Raw genomic sequence first — 18347 nt, forward strand, 5'->3', positions numbered from 1 at the left:
CCGGCCCGGTTCACGCCGGGCCGGAGATCATCACCTCATGCTGCTTCTTCGCCAGACCGTCTCCCGGCTCATCACCACGCTGATCACCCTGTTCGGCGTGGCGGTGATCGTTTTTGTCGTCATCCGGGTGGTGCCCGGAAACCCCATCGCCATGATGCTGCCGCCCGGCGCGTCCGATGCCGATATCGAGCGGCTGAAGACGCTCTACGGGCTCGACAAATCCATCTTCGAGCAGTTCGTCATCTGGTTCGGCAATGTGCTGCATGGCGATTTCGGCACCTCGATCTCGACACGCCAGCCGGTGCTGTCGCTGGTGCTCGATCGCCTGCCGGCGACGCTGGAGCTGTCGATCATGGCCCTGGCGATGGCGGTGGTCATCGGAGGCACGCTCGCCATCCTCGGCACGCGTTTCCGGGGCCGCAAGACGGAGGCCGGCATCGACGTCGCCAACGGCATCGGCCTGTCGGTTCCGGATTTCCTGTGGGGGCTGGCGCTGATCCTGCTGTTCGGCGTGCTCTGGCCCGTGTTCCAGATCTCGGGCCGCGTGTCGCCGCGGCTGGAACTGCCTTTCACCAGCCAGTTCTACCTGTTCGAGAGCCTGCTGCGGCTGCGCTTCGACATCACCGCGGACCTGCTTTCCCACATGTTCATGCCGGCGCTGGCACTGGCGCTGCCGCTGGCTGCCATCATTTCGCAACTGCTCAAGCAGTCGCTGAAGGAGACAGTGAACCTCGACTATTCCGTGCTCGCCCGCACCAAGGGCTATTCGGAAACCAGGGTGATCCTGTCGGAAGCACTGCCCAATTCGATCCTGCCGACGCTGACCCTGGTCGGCGTGCAGTTCACCTTCCTGATCGGCGGCACCGTCATCATCGAGCGGCTGTTCTCCTATGAAGGGCTCGGCAACATGGCGATCGACGCCGTCATCAACCGCGACCTGCCGCTGATCCAGGGCATCGTCATCCTGTTCGCCATCCTGTTCACCTTCGTCAATCTGGCCGTCGACATGACCTATGCTTTCCTCAATCCGAAGCTGCGTCATGCTTGACGGTCGCGGCTCGATACGCCGGCGGGCCAGTGCGAGGCTCTGGCTGTCGGCCCTGTGGCTGACACTGTTCGTGCTGGCGGCATTGCTGGCGCCGTGGATCAGCCCGCATGATCCGCTGGCGCAGGACCTGATGCTAGGCCGTTTGCCACCGGCCTGGGTCGCAGGCGCTGAGCCCGGCTACTGGCTGGGCACCGACAGTCTCGGCCGCGATGTGCTGTCGCGCATCATCCATGGCGCGCGTATCGCGCTGGTCGTCGCTCTGATCGCTGGCACGGCCACCTGCCTGCTCGGTTCGGCGCTCGGCCTTGTCGCAGGTTTCTACCGCGGCTGGGCCGACCGCCTGATCAGCCGGCTGGTCGACATCTGGATGGCCTTTCCGCCGGTGCTGTTCGCGATCCTGCTGATCGCCGTGCTTGGCACCGGCCTCACCTCGGTCATCCTTGCCATCGTCATCATCGACTGGACACGCTTCTGCCGCGTCGTGCGCGCCGAAACGCTCAACCAGTCGAAGATGGACTACGTGCACAGCGCCAAGGTGGCCGGCTTCACCCGGCTGCGCACGCTGATCACCGAAATCCTGCCCAATGTGCTGCCAACCATCATCGCGTTGCTGACGCTCGAAATGGGCATTGCCGTCATCGTCGAGGCAATCCTGTCCTTCGTGAACCTGTCGATCTCGACCGACCAGCCGACCTGGGGCGGCATGATCGCGGAAGGTCGAACCAGCATCCATCAGGCCTGGTGGGTGCTTGTATTCCCGCTGATCGCGCTCTTCTTCACCGTGCTGTCCTTCGCGCAATTCGGCGATGGCCTGCGCGAACGTTTCGATCCGGTGCTGCGATGAGCGGCTTCCTGGAGATACGCGGGCTGTCGGCACGGCTTGCCGGCACAGGCCAGCGCCTGCTGCGTTCGGTCGACATCAGCCTGCCTGCTGGTTCGGTACGCGGACTGGTTGGCGAAAGTGGCGCCGGCAAGAGCATGATCGGCAAGGCCGTGCTCGGCGTGCTGCCCAAGGCCGTGGAGATCATCGAAGGCGAGATCCTGCTCGATGGCCAGGACCTGCAAAGGGTGTCGCCGGCCGAGCGGCGTCGGTTGATCGGCGCCAAGGCGGCACTGATCCCGCAGGATCCGTTGACGGCGCTCAACCCGTCACGGCGCATCGGACCGCAGATAACCGATCGCCTCGTCGACATCCTTGGCTGGACCAAGGCAAGCGCCGCCGCGCGCGCGCTTGAGGTGCTGGCGGAAGTCAGTATCCCGGAGCCCGAACGCATCATGCGGCTCTATCCGCATGAACTCTCCGGCGGCATGCGTCAGCGCATCCTGATCGCGTCGGCCTTCGCCGCCGAACCCAAGCTGATCGTCGCCGACGAGCCGACGACGGCACTGGACGTCACCGTGCAGAAGCAGATCCTGAAACTGATCTCCGAATTGCAGGCGCGCCACGGTACCGCCCTACTCTTCGTCACCCATGACCTCGGCGTCGTGTCGAAGGTCTGCGACACGCTTTCAGTGCTCTATGCGGGCAAGGTGGTGGAAGACACCAGCGTGGAACATTTCTTCGCGGCCCCGCAGCACGCCTACAGCTCCGCCCTCCTGGCCGCGACGCCACGCCATACCGATCCATCCTCGTCGCTGAAGCCGGTGCCGCGCGAAGTGATCGATGCCGTAGCCGCCGAAGTGGCTGCCAGCGACACCGCCTGGCGTCAGAACGGAGGCGCCCGTGGCTGATAACGGGGCTGACAACATCTTCGAGGCTTCCGACCTGCGCGTCGATGTCGCCGACATGACACGAAAGCCGCTGTTCGGATCGGCGCCGCGGCTGGAAATCCTGAAAGGCATCAGCTTCACCATTCCGCGTGGCGCGGTCCTCGGCATAGTCGGCGGCTCCGGTTCCGGCAAGACGACGCTCGGGCGCACGCTGGTTCGGCTGGCCGAGCCGAGCGGCGGCCGCATGGTCTTCGACGGGCACGACATCGCTCATCTTTCCGATGCCGCGATGCGGCCGCTGAGGCCGCGCATCCAAATGATCTTCCAGGACCCGCTGTCGTCGCTCAATCCGCGCCTGACGGTCGGGCGCACGGTGGCAGCGCCATTGAATGCGAGGACGAACGACCCCCGGATTGGCGAAGCGCTCGAGCATGTCGGCCTGCCCGCCGAGTTCGCCCGGCGCTATCCGCACGAACTCTCCGGCGGCCAACGCCAGCGCGTCGGCATCGCCCGTGCCATCGCCATGCGGCCGGAATTCATCCTCGCCGACGAGATCGTCTCCGGCCTCGACGTCTCCTCGCAGGCGCAGGTGCTGATGCTGCTGGAGAAACTGGTTGCTGAACTCGGGCTGACGCTCGCCTTCATCAGCCACGACCTGTCGGTGATCCGCCGGCTGTGCAGCCGCGTCATCGTGCTGCGCTCCGGCGAAATCGTCGAGGATGCGGCAACCGCCGACCTGTTCGAGCGGCCGCAGCATGCTTATACGCGCGAACTGCTCGACGCCATTCCGACACCCGACCCTGCGGTGCGCTGGTAGGATTGGCTGTACAATCCGGCAGGGAGGACGATCTTTTTCGTCCTTCCGTGGCTCGGCATGAAGCCATGCCTTCCTCCCAAGCAAGGAGCGAGGTACAAATCGGCACCATCGCATCGTGCCGAGGATCTCATGAAAATCCGCCTGTTCCGCAACGCCGCGCTCAAGATCGAAGTCGCCGGCAAGACGCTGCTGGTCGACCCCGATCTTGGCGACAGGCACAGCCGCCCCTCCTTCACCGGTCGATCGCCCAACCCGATGGTCGACCTGCCGGTCGGTATCGATGAAATCCTCGAGGGCGTCGACCTGGTGATCGTCTCGCACCTGCATGCCGACCACTTCGACACGGTGGCGCAGACGGTGATCGCAAAGGACCTGCCGCTGATCTGCCAGCCGGGCAATGAGGACAAGATCCGCGGCTTCGGCTTCGAAGACGTCACCACGCTTGCCTCCGAGCTTACCTGGAACGGCATCAGGCTGACCCGACGCGACGGCAGCCACGGATTGGGACCGGTGGTCGAGAAAATGGGACCAGTGATCGGATTTTCCCTGGAAGCGGCAGGCGAACCCTTGCTCTACTGGGCAGGCGATACCGTACTCTATCCGCCGGTTGCCGAGACGATCGCGGCGACAAGGCCTGACATCATCATCACCCATTCCTGCGGCGCACGCTGGGATGGCGAATTGATCGTCATGGACGACAAGCAGACCGTGGAGGTGGCCCGCTCGGCACCGCAGGCCAAGGTGATTGCCGTGCACATGGAAGCGCTCGACCATGCCACGGTCGACCGGGCTACCCTGCGCAGCACGGCGCAAGCTGCCGGCATAGGCGCCGAGCGCCTGCTCATCCCTGCGGATGGCGAAACGGTGCGCATCGACAAGGTCTAACGCGGCAGCATCCGTCCAAGCGCAAGGGACTCGCCAACCGCGTTTGAAGCGCCATATTGTTCGCACGCCGTCGGCGAAAACCATTCTCATGCAGGGGATGGTTACGCAGTCAGAGGGCAACAATTCCGGAGAACTGAAACGGCATTCTACTGATCGTCAATCAAAGGAAATTCTTTCCTTCGACAAGAGGCGCTCGCTTCTGCGATCAGGACGCATGCTGGCAGCAATCCGGCAACCTCGTCAGAAAGCGTTGCGATGAGCACGAAAGCTGAAACAGAACCTGGTGGCGCGATGAAGCGGCTGCAGCCGCCCGTCGCCTCGGTACTCGACCTGATCGGCGAGACGCCGGTCGTGGAGCTGAAGAAGTTCGATACCGGCAAATGCCGGCTGTTCATCAAGCTGGAGAGCCAGAACCCCGGCGGGTCGATCAAGGATCGCATCGCCCGCTCGATGATCGACCAGGCCGAGCGGGACGGCCGCCTGCGACCCGGCGGCGTCATCGTCGAGGCGACCGCCGGCAACACCGGGCTTGGGCTGGCGCAAGTCGGCATCCCGCGCGGCTACCGCATCATCCTGATCGTGCCCGACAAGATGTCGCGCGAGAAGGTGCAGCACCTGCGGGCGCTCGGCGCCGAGGTGCGGCTGACCCGCTCGGATGTCGGCAAGGGCCATCCCGAATACTATCAGGACATGGCGGAGAAACTGGCTGCCGAAATCCCGGGAGCCTTCTACGCCAACCAGTTCTCCAACCCGGCCAATCCGCTGGCACACGAGACCACGACAGGCCCGGAGATCTGGCAGCAGCTCGACGGCGACGTCGATGCGGTGGTTGTCGGCGTCGGCTCCGGCGGTACGCTGTCGGGCCTTGGCCGCTTCTTCGCCGGCGTCTCGCCCAAGACCGAAATGGTGCTGGCCGATCCGGTCGGCTCGGTGCTGGCACCGCTGGTCAAGACCGGCGAGATGATCGAGGCCGGCAGTTGGACCGTGGAAGGGATCGGCGAGGATTTCGTGCCGCCGAACTGCGACCTTTCACTGGTCAAGAAAGCCTATTCGGTCTCCGACCGGCACTCGATGCTGGCCGTGCGGGACCTGCTTTCGAAGGAAGGCATCCTGGCCGGCTCATCCTCCGGCACGCTTCTGTCGGCGGCGCTGCGCTATTGCCGCGAACAGAAAGTGCCAAAACGGGTCGTCACCTTCGTTTGCGACAGCGGCAACAAATATCTCTCCAAGGTGTTCGATGATTTCTGGCTGGCCGAACAGGGGCTTGCCGAACGCGAACAGCATGGCGATCTTTCCGACCTCGTCGCCCGCTCGCATCGCGAAGGCGGTACGGTGTTCGTGGGGCCGGATGACACGTTGCTCACCGCCTATGGTCGCATGCGGCGCGGCGACGTCTCGCAATTGCCTGTGCTGGAAGACGGCAGGCTGGTCGGCATCATCGACGAAGGCGACATCCTAGGCAACGTCGACGGTCCCTATGACGGCCGCTGGCAGCGTTTCGACCAGCCTGTGCGCACGGCCATGACCGCCGACCTCCACACGCTGCAGGCCAACCAGACGCTGGACGCGCTGCTGCCCGTCTTCGACCGCAACGAAGTCGCCATCGTCTTCGACGGTGACGAATTCGTCGGCCTCATCACCCGTATCGATCTCATCAACCACCTGAGGCGCAACCGATGACCATCCAGGGCAAGAACAGGCTCGCTTTCTCGACCCGCACCATCCATGGCGGGCAGAGCCATGACCCGACCACCGGCGCCGTCATGGTGCCGATCTACGCGACCTCGACCTATGCACAGCAGTCACCTGGCGTGCACAAGGGTTTCGAATACGCCCGCAGCCAGAACCCGACCCGCTTCGCCTTTGAGCGCGCGGTCGCGGATCTGGAAAGCGGTTCGGCCGCCTTTGCCTATGCATCGGGCCTGGCAGCGATTGCCAACATCCTCGAGACGCTCGATGCGGGTGCCCATATCGTCGCGACCGACGATATCTATGGCGGCACGTTCCGCCTGCTCGAACGCGTGCGTAAGCGCTCAGCCGGCCTGCAGGTGAGTTTTGCCGATTTCACCGATCTTGCCGCCGTCGAGGCTGCGATCCGGCCGGAAACCAAGCTGTTGTGGGTGGAGACGCCGACGAATCCGCTGCTGCGCCTTGTCGATCTCGCCGCCGTTTCCGCGCTGGCCCGTCGCAAGGGGCTGATCACGGTCGCCGACAACACGTTCTGCAGTCCCTACATCCAGCGGCCGCTGGAACTCGGCATCGACATCGTCGTGCATTCGGTGACGAAATATCTCAACGGCCATTCCGACATGGTCGGCGGCGTGGTGGTGGTGGGCGACAATGCCGAACTGCGTGACCAGTTCAAATTCCTGCAGAACGCGGTTGGCGCCATTTCCGGGCCGTTCGACTCGTTCCTGGCACTGCGTGGCCTGAAAACGCTGGCGCTGCGCATGGAACGCCACTCCGCGAACGGCCTTGCGATCGCGCGCTGGCTGGAGGCGCGATCAGATGTGCGCCGCGTCCTCTATCCCGGCCTGGAAAGCCATCCGCAGCACAAGCTCGCCAAGACGCAGATGGATGCCTTCGGCGGCATGATCACGGTAGAGCTCGATCGCGACCTGGCCGGCACCAAGCGCTTCCTGGAGCACACGCGCCTGTTCGCGCTGGCCGAAAGCCTGGGCGGTGTCGAAAGCCTGATCGAACATCCGGCGCTGATGACGCACGCATCCATTCCGGCGGAAAAGCGCGCAGCCATCGGCATCTCGGATTCGCTGGTACGCCTCTCCGCCGGCATCGAGGATGCCGACGACCTGATCGCCGACCTGGCACAGGCACTGGCGGCTTAAGCGGAACGCCCTTCCATGGCACTCCCCTTCTCCCCGTGGGAGAAGGTGGCCGAGCCCTCAATATCCCAGTTCCCTGCGCAGCCAGATGACCCGGCTTTGCCAGGGAGCTGCTTCGCTGATGCCTTCATAGGCACGCAGGGCGGCGACGTTGTCTTCGGGCACGAGCCAGCGCAGGTGCACCCAGTTTCGTTCGCGGCCGATCTCCGTGAGGTGCGAGATCAGCGCCTTGGCGAGGCCGTGGCCACGGGCGCCGGGTGACACGTAGAGGTCGTCCAGTTGCCCTGCCCTTTCACCGGAAATGGCCTCGGGCAGATCGAAGAACAGGGCAAAACCGACAAGCGCAACGCCGTTCCAAGCACCGACAAGGCCGACCGACGGATCATCGAAGAGACGCAGCACAGTGTCCGGCTTCGGCTCACGTACGGTCCCGCCCATGGCCGCGGCATAGTCGGCCATCAGTTCCGCGAGGGCTGACGTGTCATGCCGCTCCAGCGGCGTGATCTCGATGGCGTTGCCGGACCCTGATGGCATGACGATCTCCTGCGAGACATCATCGCTTCCGCCTCAATGGTGTGGCGCCCTCAGCCGTGTCTCCAGCCAGCGGCTATAGCGCGAGCCCCCGAAGCAGAACAGGAAATAGATGACGCCCGCGACCAGATAGGCCTCGTCATAGAAACCCAGCCATTTCGGATCAGTGGTCGAAGCCCTGGCGGCATTGAGCAGATCGAAGATGCCGATAACGGCGAGCAGCGAGGTGGCAAGCAGGAAGCCGATGGCCAGGTTGACCATGCCTGGAATGACCTGGCGCAGCGCTTGCGGCAGCACGATCAATTGCATGGTGCGCCAATAGCCGAGGCCGAGCGCCTTGGCCGCCTCTTCCTGGCCGGTTGGGATTGTCTGCAACCCTCCACGCACCACTTCGGCGACATAGGCCGACCAGAACAGGGTGACCATGAGGATGGCCCGCACCGTCTTGTCGACGAACTGGCCGCCGGGAATGGCCATCGGCAGGATCAGCATAGCGACGTAGAGGATCGCCACCATCGGCGTGCCGCGCATCAGTTCAATGAACAGCACCGCCAGCGTACGCAGGCCGCCCATCTTCGAACGTCGCGCCAGCGCCAAAAGAACCGCCAGCGGAATGGAAAGCCCGAAGCAGACCGACCAGACCAGCAGCGTCACCGGCAGTCCGCCCCACTGGTTGGACGGCACCGGCGATCCGGTCAGCGTGCCGGTGAGCAATGCCCAGCAGAGACCGATGACCAGCAGCCATGCGACCAGAAGTTCATGCCGCCAGAAGCGCGGTTGGGCAGTGACGACGAGCAGACCGAGCAGAAGCAGGAGTGCCGCGGTTGGCCGCCATTGCAGGTCCTGCGGGTAGAAGGCGAACAGGATGAAGCGCAGCTTGGCCGCCACGAAGGCCCAGCAGGCGCCGGATGCCGCCGCGCAGTCCTGCGCCGTGCCGCTCCAGGTGGCGTCGAGCACCAGCCATCGCGCGAGCGGCGGCAGCAGCCAGACGAGGAAGGCCAGCGTGAGTGCGGTCAACGCCGTGTTCAGCCTGGTGCCGAACAGGCCGCTCCACAGCGGTTTCCAATCGAAGGAGCGGCGCATCAGCGGCAGGGAAGCAATATCGACAAGGCTCATCGCGGCACGTCTCCGCGCAGGGCGACCCTGCGATTGTAGACATTCATCAGCGCCGACACCGAAAGGTTCAGGACAAGATAGATGCCGATCAGGATCGCCAGCGCCTCGAAGGACTGGCCGGTGGTGTTGGCCGTGGTGTTGATGATGGAAACGAGATCCGGATAGCCAATGGCGACCGCCAGGCTGGAATCCTTGGTCAGGTCGAGATAGCTTGAGGTGATCAGCGGCGTGATCACGCGCAGGGCCTGCGGCAGCACGACCAGCCGCATGATCTGACCCGGATGCAATCCAAGCGCCCGCGCCGCTTCCCATTGACCGCGCGAGACCGACTGGATGCCGGCGCGCACGATCTCGGCGATCGCCGCCGAGAACTTGACCGTGAGGCCAGCGAGCAGCGCTGCGAATTCCGGCGTGAGGCTATAACCGCCGCGAATGTTGAAACCACCGAGGACCGGCATGTCCAGAGCCAGCGTAGCGCCTGTGGCAGGGAACGCTGCTGTGGCGGCGGCCAAAAGGATGAGTGTTGCGACTATGCCATTGCCGAACCTCAGACGGCGGCGACGGTACGCGGTGTAGAGATAGAGGCCGTAGGACAAGGCTATGACCGCCAGAAGAAGCACGGTCCGGCTCGAAAAACCGTCGATGACGATGCCCGGCACGAAGACACCGCGGTTGGACAGGAACAGGGCATCGAAGGCGGACAGCGCCTGTCGGGGCGGTGGAAAGGATTTGGCCAGCGCTATCCAGAAGAACAGCTGCAACAGCAACGGCGTGTTGCGGATCAGTTCGACATACCAGCGCACGAGTGTCGCCAGGAGCAGATTGCCGGACAGGCCGGCAACACCAAGAGCCACGCCCAGTATGGTCGCGAGTACACAGCCGAGCACGGCCACTTTCACAGTGTTGATGAGCCCGGCGAGGATTGCCCAGACATAAAGATCGCCAGCTTTGAAAGCGATGACGCTCTCGCCGATCTCGAAATTGGCCGACCGTTCGAGAAAGCCGAAACCGGGCGTCACGCCAATGCGCCGCATGGTGTCGGCAACATTGGCGCCCAGCAGCCAGAACAGGGCGACGACCGCGACGAAGACAGCCAGCTGGATGACGGGCCGTGGCCCCCACCAGCCGACCAGCCGGCTCAGCACGCCGGGCCGATCACGGCCCGGCACGATTTCGGTCGTCGTCATGGTTCAACGGCTCAACGGAAGGGCGGCGAATAAAGCAAACCGCCGTTCGACCACAGATTGTTGTAACCGCGCTCCCAGCCGAGCGGCTTCAGGTTGCGGTCGAAGATCTCGCCGTAGTTGCCCACCGTCTTGATGATGTTGTAGGCCCATTTCGGGTCGAGATTGGTCGCTTGCGCCAGCGAAGGATCGACGCCGAGGAAACGCTGGATCGCCGGATCTTCCGATTTCAGGAATTCATCGACATTCTTCGAGGTGATGCCCCATTCCTCGGCCTGGATGGTGACGTTGACGGTCCAGTTGACCAGTTCCTGCCAGCGATCGTCGCCGCCGGCGATGGCGGGAGCCAGCGGTTCCTTGGACAGACGCTCGGGCAGGATGACGTAGTCATCCGGCTTCTTGAGCTGGGTGCGCTTGCCGACGAGATCGGAACTGTCCTGCGTGATGGCATCGACGCGGCCGGTTTCCAGCGCGTTGATGAACTCACCGGTTTCCTCGATCGTCACCGGCGTGAATTTCTTTCCGGTCTTGCGGAAGAAGTCGGCGATGTTCAGCTCGCCGGTGGTGCCACTCTGCACGCCGATGGTGGCACCATCGAGCTCGGCCGCCTTGGTCACGCCGAGGTCCTTGCGGACCAGGATGCCCTGCCCGTCATAGAATACGGTCGGACCGAAGTGGAAACCGAGCTGCAGGGCACGGGCGATGGTCACCGTCACGCCCGACAGCAGGATGTCGAACTCACCGGCCTGAAGCGCCGGCAGGCGCTGCTGCGGCGAGGAGTTGGTGAATTCGACCTTGTCCGGCGTGCCGAACACGGTGATGGAGAGTGCCTTGCCGTAGTCGACGAAGAAGCCCTTCCACTGGCCGTCGTCTCCCGGCGCGAAAAAGCCCGGCGTGGTGCCGACACCGACCTTGATTGCGCCGCGCTGCTTGATCTTGTCCAGCGTCGGACCGGCATCGGCCACGCTTGAAAACGCGGTCGCGGCCACGACCAGCGACGCCGCCACCGCACGGCGCCACAGGCCGCCGGGTTGCGATAAAAATGTCATCTCGATAACTCCTGATCTGTAACAGGCCGACCCGAAACGATCGCGCTCAGCCCCCTTTCGCCGACCCTGACAAACGGTAACTCCATAAAATTTATAGACTAAGGAACGGCAATCCAAAATTGCGCCGCTCCGGGAAGCGCTTTGCCGAAAAAAGGCAGCTTTGGAGGTGGAAGCAGACGCTCGCCTGTCGCTTCAAAAAAACGGCCGGGTCTGAACCCGGCCGAGCAGAGAGGAGACGAAGAAAGCTTCAAGCCGCGACGGAGGCGAAGCCGCTTTCGATGAGGTCGGCATAGTGTCGCCTGGCAACATCCGGATGCGAACGCAGCCGGCTTTTCAGCACATTGGTGCCGACATTGCGGAACAACGGGTTCTCGGGATCGCTCGCCGGGCCACGTGCCTCCTCGGCCAGGTTGGGCGGCAGGTCAAGCAGCGGGATGGAAGCGTCCAGCCGCGCGCTGAAGAAGAACGGGACCGAGAGGCGTTCAACGCCGGCAGGCGGCGTGACGACGCGATGCACCGTGGCACGCAGATAACCGTTGGAAGCCAGTTCGAGCAATTCGCCGATGTTGACGACCAGCGTGCCCGGGATCGGATCGACCGGCACCCAGCGTTCGTCGTACTCGACCTGCAGGCCTTCATTGTGATCCTGCAACAGAAGCGTCAGGAAGCCGCCATCCTTGTGTGCGCCAACGCCCTGCTCGCTGCCGGTGAGATCGCGGCCGGGATAGCGCACGATCTTCATGCGGTGGTTGGGCTCGCCGGCATAGATGGCGTCGAAGGCATCCTCCGGCTGCTCCAGCGACAATGCAAAAGCCTTCAGCAGGCGGATCGCCACTTCGGTCACCTGCGCCTGCCAGGACAGTAGAACCGGTTTCAGGTCCGGATAAAGCCGAGGCCACTGGTTCGGCCCCTGCAGTCGTGTCCAGGCGGCGACACCCGACTTCTGCACGATCGGCTCGCGCTCGACGCCGATATCGAGCTGTTCGCGCCAGTCAGCCTTGCCGCGCGTCAGTTCGCCGCCGGTGCGGGTATAACCACGGAACTGTGGCGAGTTGACCATGGCGATCTTGAGCTTCTCGTCCTCCGGCAATTCGAAGAAACGCTTCGCCGAAGCGAGCACGCCTTCGATCTCGCTGACCGCGATGCCGTGGCCGGCCAGATAGAAAAACCCGACATCGCGGGCCGCGGATCTCAGGTCCGCCAGGAAGGTGCGCCGCTCGGACGCGCCCTGTTCCAGGCGGCTGAGATCGAGCACGGGTACAATTCTGGTCATCTTCAGGATTCCTCCGGTCTGTCCGTGTTGCCCCACCCCCAAAATCTCGTTCGGCCGTATCAACTCCTGTTGTCCTCGTCTGGCACTCAGGCGGCCGGTGCGACCTCGGCACGCGCCTGCGCGGCGACAAGATCCGCGTGGTGCCGCGCGGCGACGTCCGGATGCGAGCGCAGCCGGCTCTTCAGCGTGTTCTGACCCGAATTGCGGAACAGCGGGTTCTGCGGATCACGCGTGATGCCGCCGGCTTGGGCCTTGAGATGCGAAGGCAGGTCGAGCAGCGGCACCTCGGCGTCGAAAGGGGCGCCGAGGAAGAAGGCGACCGACAGACGATCGGTACCGGACGGTGGCGTCACGACACGATGCACGGTCGCCTTCAGATAGCCATCAGTGACCAATTCCAGCAGTTCGCCGATGTTGACGACAAAAGTGCCCTGGCGAGGCTCTGCCTCGATCCAGCGGCCATCCTCGATCTCGACTTCCAGCCCCTTCTGCTTTTCCTGGAGCAGCAGAGTGAGGAAGCCGCTGTCCTTGTGTGCGCCGACGCCCTGCTCGCTCTCGGTGGCGTCGCGGCCGGGATAGCGAATGATCTTGATGAGATGGTTGGGCTGGCCGCCATAGATGGTCTCGAACACATCGCGATCCTGCTCCAGCGCCACAGCGAAGGCCTTGAGCAGACGCGTCGCCAGCCTTGTCAGTTCGGACTGCCATTCGAGCAGGATCGGTTTCAATTCCGGCAGCGCATCGGGCCACTGGTTCGGCCCCTGCAGCCGGGTCCAGGCCGGCTGATCCTTGCCGAATGGAACGGCCGCTGCTTCGGAACCGATATCGATCTGCTCTCGCCAGTCGCGCTGCCCCTTGGTGAGTTCCTGGCCAATGCGGTTGTAGCCGCGGAAATGCGGCGAGTTGACCATTTCGATCTCGAGCTTGTCGGCTTCGGGCAGCGCAAAGAAGCGGCGCGAGGATGCCAGCACATCATCGATCAGGCTTTGCGGAATGCCATGGCCGGAGAGGTAGAAGAAGCCGACATCGCGAGAAGCGCGCTTCAACTGGCTGAGGAACGCGGTTGGATCGGTTTCAAACAGGGAGAAATCCAGAACCGGAATGGATTGGATGGCGTTCGTCTTGCTCACGTTCAGGCCCTCTTGGCAGGTCCCTAAGCGTGGCAACGGCACGGGCAAAATCAAAGAAACGTCCGACCCTTTGACACCGAAAGACGAAAAATCCCGCGCGCCAAGGTGTTCAATTGGCGCGATTTTTTGCTAAACTCACAAAATCCGCAAGCGAACCCGGCCGCGGTTGGGTGGCGGCCCCGAAGCAGCAAGCCCTGCTAGCTCCGGTCGGCACGCTCCTCGTCGATGAGGATACGCTCGGCGCTACCATCGAGATCCTCATACTGTCCGCTACGCAGCGCCCACAGGAATGCGATGAGCCCAGCCCCGCCAAGGAACAGCGCCACCGGGATGAGGACGACGAGATTGCTCATTGTGCCGGCCTCCCGATCAACCTGGCCTGGGCAATGCGCGGCTCCTTCTCGGCAACCGAACGGCCTCCGGCCAGCCGCATGGCATTGGCGATGACGATGATCGACGACAGCGACATGGCAATCGCTGCGATCAGCGGCGTGACATAGCCGAAGATGGCGATGGGCACCGCGACAAAATTGTAGGCGATGGCAAAGGCAAGGTTCTGCCGGATCAGTCGGCCTGCCTTGCGGGAGATGTCCAGCGCGAAGGGGATCACGGTGAGGCTCTCGCGCAGGAAGACGAAGTCGGCGGCATTGCGGCCAATGTCGGCTGCGGTCGCCGGCGCCATCGAGACATATGCGGCGGCCAGGGCGGGCGCATCATTCAAGCCATCGCCGACCATCAGGACCTTGCGGCCATTGGCGGCAAATGCTGCGATGCGTGCCACCTTTTCGTCCGGCAGCATTCCGGAACGATAGGTATCGATGCCGGCCCGTCCGGCGACTATTCTTGCATTGGCATCGTGGTCACCGGTGAGCATCTCAACGGTAAGGCCTTGCGCTGCAAGCTTCGCCACGGTTTCGGCCGCGCCGGCGCGCAACCTGTCCTCGCAGACAAAATCGGCGCGCAGGACACCGTCGCATGTCAGAACGGTGCCGGTCGCATCGCCACTATCCCCGAGCGCCCATTGCGCCCGGCCAAGGCGCCAGACGGCACCGTTCATCGACGCTTCGAGTCCGAAGCCGGGCACTTCGCCAACCGTATCTGGAAGGTCGCGCTGGAGCGATGTGCCTTGATTGGCTTCCGTGATGGCGCGGGCAACAGGATGCCTGGAATGCGCGGCCAGTTGCGCGGCGACAACCATGTCGCTGGAGGCGATCTGGTCGCTGTTCACCAGTCTGAGTGCGCCGAGCGTCAAGGTGCCGGTCTTGTCGAAAACGATCGTGTCGATGCCGGCGAGCCGTTCCATGGCCGCCCCGTCCTTGACCATCACGCCCTGCTCGAACAGGCGGCGTGCGGCCACCACCTGCACGATCGGCACGGCCAGGCCGAGGGCGCAGGGGCAGGTGATGATCAGTACGGCAATGGCGATTGTGATCGCCCGATGCCAGTCGCCCGAAACGAACAGCCAGCCAAAGAAGGTGAACAGCGCCGTGAGGTGCACCACGGGCGCATAGAGCGCTGACGCTCTGTCAGCAATGCGGCGGTAGAGCGCGCGGCCACCCTCGGCGGCTTCCATCAGGCGCACCATCTCGGCCAGGAAGGAATCCTTCGCGGCCGCGGTGGCCTCCAGCGTCAGTGCACCGGTGAGGTTCAGTGTACCGGCTTGTAGCATTGCGCCTTTTTCGACCGCTTCCGGCTGGCTTTCGCCGCTAACCAGAGACCGGTCGACTTCTGAGACCCCGTTCATGACCAGCGCATCGACCGGCACGCGCTCACCGGCTGCAATGAGGATTGCGTCGCCCTCGGCAATCTCCTCGACCGGCACATAGCTCAACGTACCGTCGGCAGCGATGACGGTGGCGCCGCGTGCGGCCAACCGCCTCAGGCCGCAGACAGCGGTGCGTGCCTTCTCGCGCATGACATGGTCGAGCGTGCGGCCGATCAGCAGGAAGAACAGCAGCGAGACCGACGCGTCGAAATAGGCGTGCGGGCCATGGTTGATCGTCTCGTAGAGGCTGAGGCCATAGGCCAGTGTGATGCCGACGGCGATCGGCACGTCCATGTTCATGCGGCCATGGCTCAGCGCGTTCCAGGCCGAGCGGAAGTAGATGCGCCCGGCAAAGACGAGTGCGGGGATGGCGATCAGCGCCGACACCCAGTGGAACAGGTCGCGCGTGGCGTCCGTCGCACCGGACCAGACCGAGACAGACAACAGCATGATGTTGGTTGCGGCGAAACCGGCTATGGCGACGGCGCGGATCAGCTCGGCCAGCACCAGGTCCTTGCCGCTGTCGTTTTCGCGATCGAACAGGTGCGCCTCGTAACCAAGCCCGGACAACGTCGCGACCAGTGGCGGAAGTTCCCCTTCGTGCAACCGCACCGCGACGCGCTTGGTCGAGAGATTCACGCGCGCGCCAGCCACGCCCGGCAATTTCTGCAGGGCGGTCTCGATGGTGCGGATACAGGCGGCACAACGCACGCCCGGGAGGGCGAAGTCGACCTGCGCCAGGCCGCCGCCGAGCGAACGGCTGGCCAGCCTGATCTCATCGGCGGATGGAGCGCCAGAGCGGTCCAGTTCGAGCGCAGCTTCGACACCCGAGGCGCAGCAGCTCATTGGATCGCTCCGTCGCGGACGAAGACGCGTTGTACCTGGCGATAAGGCAAGGCACGTCCGACCTCGGCGTCCACCTCGACGATCCAGGCACCATCGCGCACGGATTGCCGCGCGCCAAAGGCTCCGCCCGGTTCTGGTGTGAGTTCGATCGTGCGGTCCTCGGCGTCGGAGGCAGGATGGCGGAATGCCACCCTCACGCTGGTAGGCAGAACCGGTTTGCCAGCAGCGTCAAGCAACGCGTAGCGGATCACCCCATCAGCAACCGTCAGCCTGCCTTGCCAATGCAGTGCCGCCTGCGCGCGTCCCGCTTCCGCCTTCCTGTTGAACTGCTGGCTGGCGACATAGCTGTTCTGCACCACAAGACCCGTCCAGCTCGACCGCGCCAGAGTGGCCATCGTCATGTTGACGGCGATGATGATTCCGAAAAACGTGAGGGTGATGATCAGCATGTGACGGCCAGTGAATTCACCGTTGGAGCGACGGTGTGTGTTCATCTCGATGCCTCCGGGGCAATGAAATTGGCATCATAGCTGGCAGTCTCGGCGCCCCCAGCGTCCCTTGCGACGAAGCGGAAGGTCGTGCTGCCCGGTCGCACCAGATCGCGCGGCTGCCGCACATAGATCTTGACCGATTTCAGCCGATCCGGCTCGACCTCGACGGCGAGTGTTTCGCCTTCCATCTGCTCTGTGCCGACTGCGTTCATGGCACCCCCTTGCAATCCCTCCAGCGTGATCCGGATGGTGCGCGGTTCGGGGATCATGTTGAGCAGCTTGACGGTGTAGCCATTGCGGATGGCGCCGTCCGAAAGCACCACGAATTGCGGGTTGCGATCATGCAGGACGTTGAGCTGCAACCGTTCGCGCGTCAGCAAGGCATAGAGCATGGCAAGACCGATCAGCGCCCATACAGCGGTGTAGATGAAAGTACGCAGCCTGAAGATCTTGCCGAGGTGGAACTGGGCGACCGTGTCGGAGAGGCGCCCTCCCGGCTGCCTGACCAGGGCCGGTTCGATGGCGTGCACGCCATTACCTGTCGCGAGCGCCATATTGGCGTTGTAATCGTTCAGCGTCGCATAGGCGATCAGGCCACGTTCCTTGCCGATCTTGTCCATGACGCCGTCGCAGGCGTCGATGCACAGCGCGCAGGTGATGCATTCGAGCTGCTGGCCGTCGCGGATATCGATGCCCATCGGACAGACGGCGACACAGGCGTTGCAATCGACGCAATCGCCGATGGTTTCGCCGGCAGCCAGCGCCTTCTTGGCGTGGCGCGAGCGCGGCTCGCCACGCCAGTCATTGTAGGTGACGGTGAGCGAATTCTCGTCGAGCATCGCCGCCTGGATGCGCGGCCACGGGCACATGTAGGTGCAGACCTGCTCGCGCATCAACCCGCCGAAAATGTAGGTCGTGGCGGTCAGCACAGCGATGGTGATGTAGGCAATGGCCGCTGCCTGCCCGGTCAGCACCTCGCCAAGCAGCGTCGGCGCATCGGCAAAATAGAAGATCCAGGCGCCGCCGGTCGCAACAGCGATGAGCAGCCAGATCGTGTGCTTGGCGCCGCGCTTCGCGATCTTGCCAGCCGACCACGGAGCACCGTCCAGCTTGATGCGGGCATTGCGGTCGCCCTCTACGGCGCGCTCGACCACCAGGAAGAGGTCGACCCAGACGGTCTGCGGACAGGCATAGCCGCACCAGGCGCGACCCACCGTCGAGGTGATCAGGAACAGGCCGATGCCCGCCATCACCAGCAGGCCGGCAACGAAGAAGAATTCCTGCGGCCATATCTCGATGAAGAAGAAATAGAACCGGCGATTGGCCAGATCGACCAGCACGGCCTGGTCAGGCGCATAAGGACCGCGATGCCAGCGCAACCATGGCGTCAGGTAGTAGATGCCCAGCGTGATCGCCATGACGATCCACTTGAAGCGGCGGAACTGGCCGGAGGCGCGTTTGGGAAAGATCTTCCTGCGTGCCGCATAGAGTGGCTGACGTGCCCTGGCGGAATTGACCGCCTCCGCATCCAGCCTTTCAACCGTCTCGACATCCAGCATGAACACGTGCCTGTTTGCTGCTCTTTGTCCCTTTCTCGCAGGGAGCACTGCCGCCCGCCTTGACCTCGATCAAGACACAAGCGACTTCCGGAAAGTCGGG

Annotated in this window: 17 protein-coding genes; 7 read left to right on the forward strand and 10 right to left on the reverse strand. The window is 63.7% G+C overall.

From position 1 onward, the window contains the following. Positions 1 to 37: 37 nt before the first annotated feature. The 7 genes from ACFWYE_RS20035 to ACFWYE_RS20065 all read left to right on the forward strand — a co-directional run bounded on the left by ACFWYE_RS20035 (position 38) and on the right by ACFWYE_RS20065 (position 7306). Complete coding sequence (locus ACFWYE_RS20035) at positions 38 to 1048, forward strand: ABC transporter permease (RefSeq protein WP_379062280.1); 1011 nt, start codon at positions 38 to 40, stop codon at positions 1046 to 1048. Continuing rightward, positions 1041 to 1892, forward strand: a complete 852-nt coding sequence (locus ACFWYE_RS20040; RefSeq protein WP_379113779.1) for an ABC transporter permease — start codon at positions 1041 to 1043, stop codon at positions 1890 to 1892. The genes ACFWYE_RS20035 and ACFWYE_RS20040 overlap by 8 nt, the downstream gene beginning before the upstream one ends. Continuing rightward, on the forward strand, positions 1889 to 2779 hold the full coding sequence (locus ACFWYE_RS20045) for an ABC transporter ATP-binding protein (protein ID WP_379113781.1): 891 nt from the start codon (positions 1889 to 1891) through the stop codon (positions 2777 to 2779). The genes ACFWYE_RS20040 and ACFWYE_RS20045 overlap by 4 nt, the downstream gene beginning before the upstream one ends. Before the next feature lie 55 nt (positions 2780 to 2834). Further along, the gene (locus ACFWYE_RS20050) at positions 2835 to 3575 is read left to right on the forward strand and encodes an ATP-binding cassette domain-containing protein (RefSeq protein ID WP_379073153.1); all 741 of its coding nucleotides are present in this window, start codon (positions 2835 to 2837) and stop codon (positions 3573 to 3575) included. 129 nt (positions 3576 to 3704) lie between these two features. After that, positions 3705 to 4460, forward strand: coding sequence for an MBL fold metallo-hydrolase (locus ACFWYE_RS20055; RefSeq protein ID WP_379062286.1), 756 nt, complete (start codon positions 3705 to 3707; stop codon positions 4458 to 4460). Between the two features lie 291 nt (positions 4461 to 4751). Then, a complete protein-coding gene (locus ACFWYE_RS20060; RefSeq protein WP_379113947.1) occupies positions 4752 to 6140 on the forward strand; it encodes a pyridoxal-phosphate dependent enzyme in 1389 nt (462 codons plus the stop codon). Next, positions 6137 to 7306 carry a trans-sulfuration enzyme family protein gene (locus tag ACFWYE_RS20065; protein WP_379113782.1) on the forward strand — a complete coding sequence of 390 codons (1170 nt, stop codon included), beginning with the start codon at positions 6137 to 6139 and terminating at the stop codon, positions 7304 to 7306. Before ACFWYE_RS20060 ends, ACFWYE_RS20065 begins: the two co-directional genes overlap by 4 nt. A 57-nt stretch (positions 7307 to 7363) precedes the next feature. Here ACFWYE_RS20065 and ACFWYE_RS20070 read toward each other — a convergent pair whose 3' ends face one another. From ACFWYE_RS20070 to ccoG, 10 genes are all read right to left on the reverse strand, one after another. Then, positions 7364 to 7837, reverse strand: a complete 474-nt coding sequence (locus tag ACFWYE_RS20070) for a GNAT family N-acetyltransferase (RefSeq protein WP_379113784.1) — start codon at positions 7835 to 7837, stop codon at positions 7364 to 7366. 33 nt (positions 7838 to 7870) lie between these two features. Beyond that, entirely contained in the window at positions 7871 to 8950 is a 1080-nt protein-coding gene (locus ACFWYE_RS20075; RefSeq protein ID WP_379062292.1) for an amino acid ABC transporter permease, read from the reverse strand. After that, a complete protein-coding gene (locus ACFWYE_RS20080; protein ID WP_379062294.1) occupies positions 8947 to 10137 on the reverse strand; it encodes an amino acid ABC transporter permease in 1191 nt (396 codons plus the stop codon). Before ACFWYE_RS20080 ends, ACFWYE_RS20075 begins: the two co-directional genes overlap by 4 nt. Before the next feature lie 11 nt (positions 10138 to 10148). Next, positions 10149 to 11183 (reverse strand): amino acid ABC transporter substrate-binding protein, encoded by a 1035-nt coding sequence (locus ACFWYE_RS20085; RefSeq protein WP_379113786.1) that lies wholly within the window; start codon positions 11181 to 11183, stop codon positions 10149 to 10151. A gap of 247 nt (positions 11184 to 11430) precedes the next feature. After that, on the reverse strand, positions 11431 to 12456 hold the full coding sequence (locus ACFWYE_RS20090; protein WP_379113788.1) for an isopenicillin N synthase family dioxygenase: 1026 nt from the start codon (positions 12454 to 12456) through the stop codon (positions 11431 to 11433). Between the two features lie 86 nt (positions 12457 to 12542). Beyond that, positions 12543 to 13586, reverse strand: coding sequence for an isopenicillin N synthase family dioxygenase (locus ACFWYE_RS20095; protein WP_379113790.1), 1044 nt, complete (start codon positions 13584 to 13586; stop codon positions 12543 to 12545). Between the two features lie 197 nt (positions 13587 to 13783). Further along, complete coding sequence (gene ccoS, locus ACFWYE_RS20100; RefSeq protein WP_379062300.1) at positions 13784 to 13939, reverse strand: cbb3-type cytochrome oxidase assembly protein CcoS; 156 nt, start codon at positions 13937 to 13939, stop codon at positions 13784 to 13786. Continuing rightward, positions 13936 to 16197 (reverse strand): heavy metal translocating P-type ATPase, encoded by a 2262-nt coding sequence (locus ACFWYE_RS20105; protein ID WP_379113791.1) that lies wholly within the window; start codon positions 16195 to 16197, stop codon positions 13936 to 13938. Before ACFWYE_RS20105 ends, ccoS begins: the two co-directional genes overlap by 4 nt. After that, positions 16194 to 16691 carry a FixH family protein gene (locus ACFWYE_RS20110; protein ID WP_379113792.1) on the reverse strand — a complete coding sequence of 166 codons (498 nt, stop codon included), beginning with the start codon at positions 16689 to 16691 and terminating at the stop codon, positions 16194 to 16196. The genes ACFWYE_RS20105 and ACFWYE_RS20110 overlap by 4 nt, the downstream gene beginning before the upstream one ends. Further along, the gene (gene ccoG, locus ACFWYE_RS20115) at positions 16688 to 18247 is read right to left on the reverse strand and encodes a cytochrome c oxidase accessory protein CcoG (RefSeq protein ID WP_379113793.1); all 1560 of its coding nucleotides are present in this window, start codon (positions 18245 to 18247) and stop codon (positions 16688 to 16690) included. Before ccoG ends, ACFWYE_RS20110 begins: the two co-directional genes overlap by 4 nt. Positions 18248 to 18347 lie beyond the last annotated feature (100 nt).

The organism is Mesorhizobium sp. NPDC059025, assembly GCF_042739655.1.
In the GTDB taxonomy this organism is placed as follows: Bacteria; Pseudomonadota; Alphaproteobacteria; order Rhizobiales; family Rhizobiaceae; genus Mesorhizobium.

What these genes read in the sequence shown, in the direction of transcription:
- ccoG (WP_379113793.1), bottom strand. Translation starts at nt 18,247, where the DNA reads ATGCTGGATGTCGAGACGGTTGAAAGGCTGGATGCGGAGGCGGTCAAT.
- ACFWYE_RS20065 (WP_379113782.1), top strand. Translation starts at nt 6,137, where the DNA reads ATGACCATCCAGGGCAAGAACAGGCTCGCTTTCTCGACCCGCACCATC.
- ACFWYE_RS20105 (WP_379113791.1), bottom strand. Translation starts at nt 16,197, where the DNA reads ATGAGCTGCTGCGCCTCGGGTGTCGAAGCTGCGCTCGAACTGGACCGC.
- ACFWYE_RS20075 (WP_379062292.1), bottom strand. Translation starts at nt 8,950, where the DNA reads ATGAGCCTTGTCGATATTGCTTCCCTGCCGCTGATGCGCCGCTCCTTC.
- ACFWYE_RS20050 (WP_379073153.1), top strand. Translation starts at nt 2,835, where the DNA reads ATGACACGAAAGCCGCTGTTCGGATCGGCGCCGCGGCTGGAAATCCTG.
- ACFWYE_RS20045 (WP_379113781.1), top strand. Translation starts at nt 1,889, where the DNA reads ATGAGCGGCTTCCTGGAGATACGCGGGCTGTCGGCACGGCTTGCCGGC.
- ACFWYE_RS20055 (WP_379062286.1), top strand. Translation starts at nt 3,705, where the DNA reads ATGAAAATCCGCCTGTTCCGCAACGCCGCGCTCAAGATCGAAGTCGCC.
- ccoS (WP_379062300.1), bottom strand. Translation starts at nt 13,939, where the DNA reads ATGAGCAATCTCGTCGTCCTCATCCCGGTGGCGCTGTTCCTTGGCGGG.
- ACFWYE_RS20040 (WP_379113779.1), top strand. Translation starts at nt 1,041, where the DNA reads ATGCTTGACGGTCGCGGCTCGATACGCCGGCGGGCCAGTGCGAGGCTC.
- ACFWYE_RS20090 (WP_379113788.1), bottom strand. Translation starts at nt 12,456, where the DNA reads ATGACCAGAATTGTACCCGTGCTCGATCTCAGCCGCCTGGAACAGGGC.
- ACFWYE_RS20080 (WP_379062294.1), bottom strand. Translation starts at nt 10,137, where the DNA reads ATGACGACGACCGAAATCGTGCCGGGCCGTGATCGGCCCGGCGTGCTG.
- ACFWYE_RS20085 (WP_379113786.1), bottom strand. Translation starts at nt 11,183, where the DNA reads ATGACATTTTTATCGCAACCCGGCGGCCTGTGGCGCCGTGCGGTGGCG.
- ACFWYE_RS20110 (WP_379113792.1), bottom strand. Translation starts at nt 16,691, where the DNA reads ATGAACACACACCGTCGCTCCAACGGTGAATTCACTGGCCGTCACATG.
- ACFWYE_RS20060 (WP_379113947.1), top strand. Translation starts at nt 4,752, where the DNA reads ATGAAGCGGCTGCAGCCGCCCGTCGCCTCGGTACTCGACCTGATCGGC.
- ACFWYE_RS20070 (WP_379113784.1), bottom strand. Translation starts at nt 7,837, where the DNA reads ATGCCATCAGGGTCCGGCAACGCCATCGAGATCACGCCGCTGGAGCGG.
- ACFWYE_RS20035 (WP_379062280.1), top strand. Translation starts at nt 38, where the DNA reads ATGCTGCTTCTTCGCCAGACCGTCTCCCGGCTCATCACCACGCTGATC.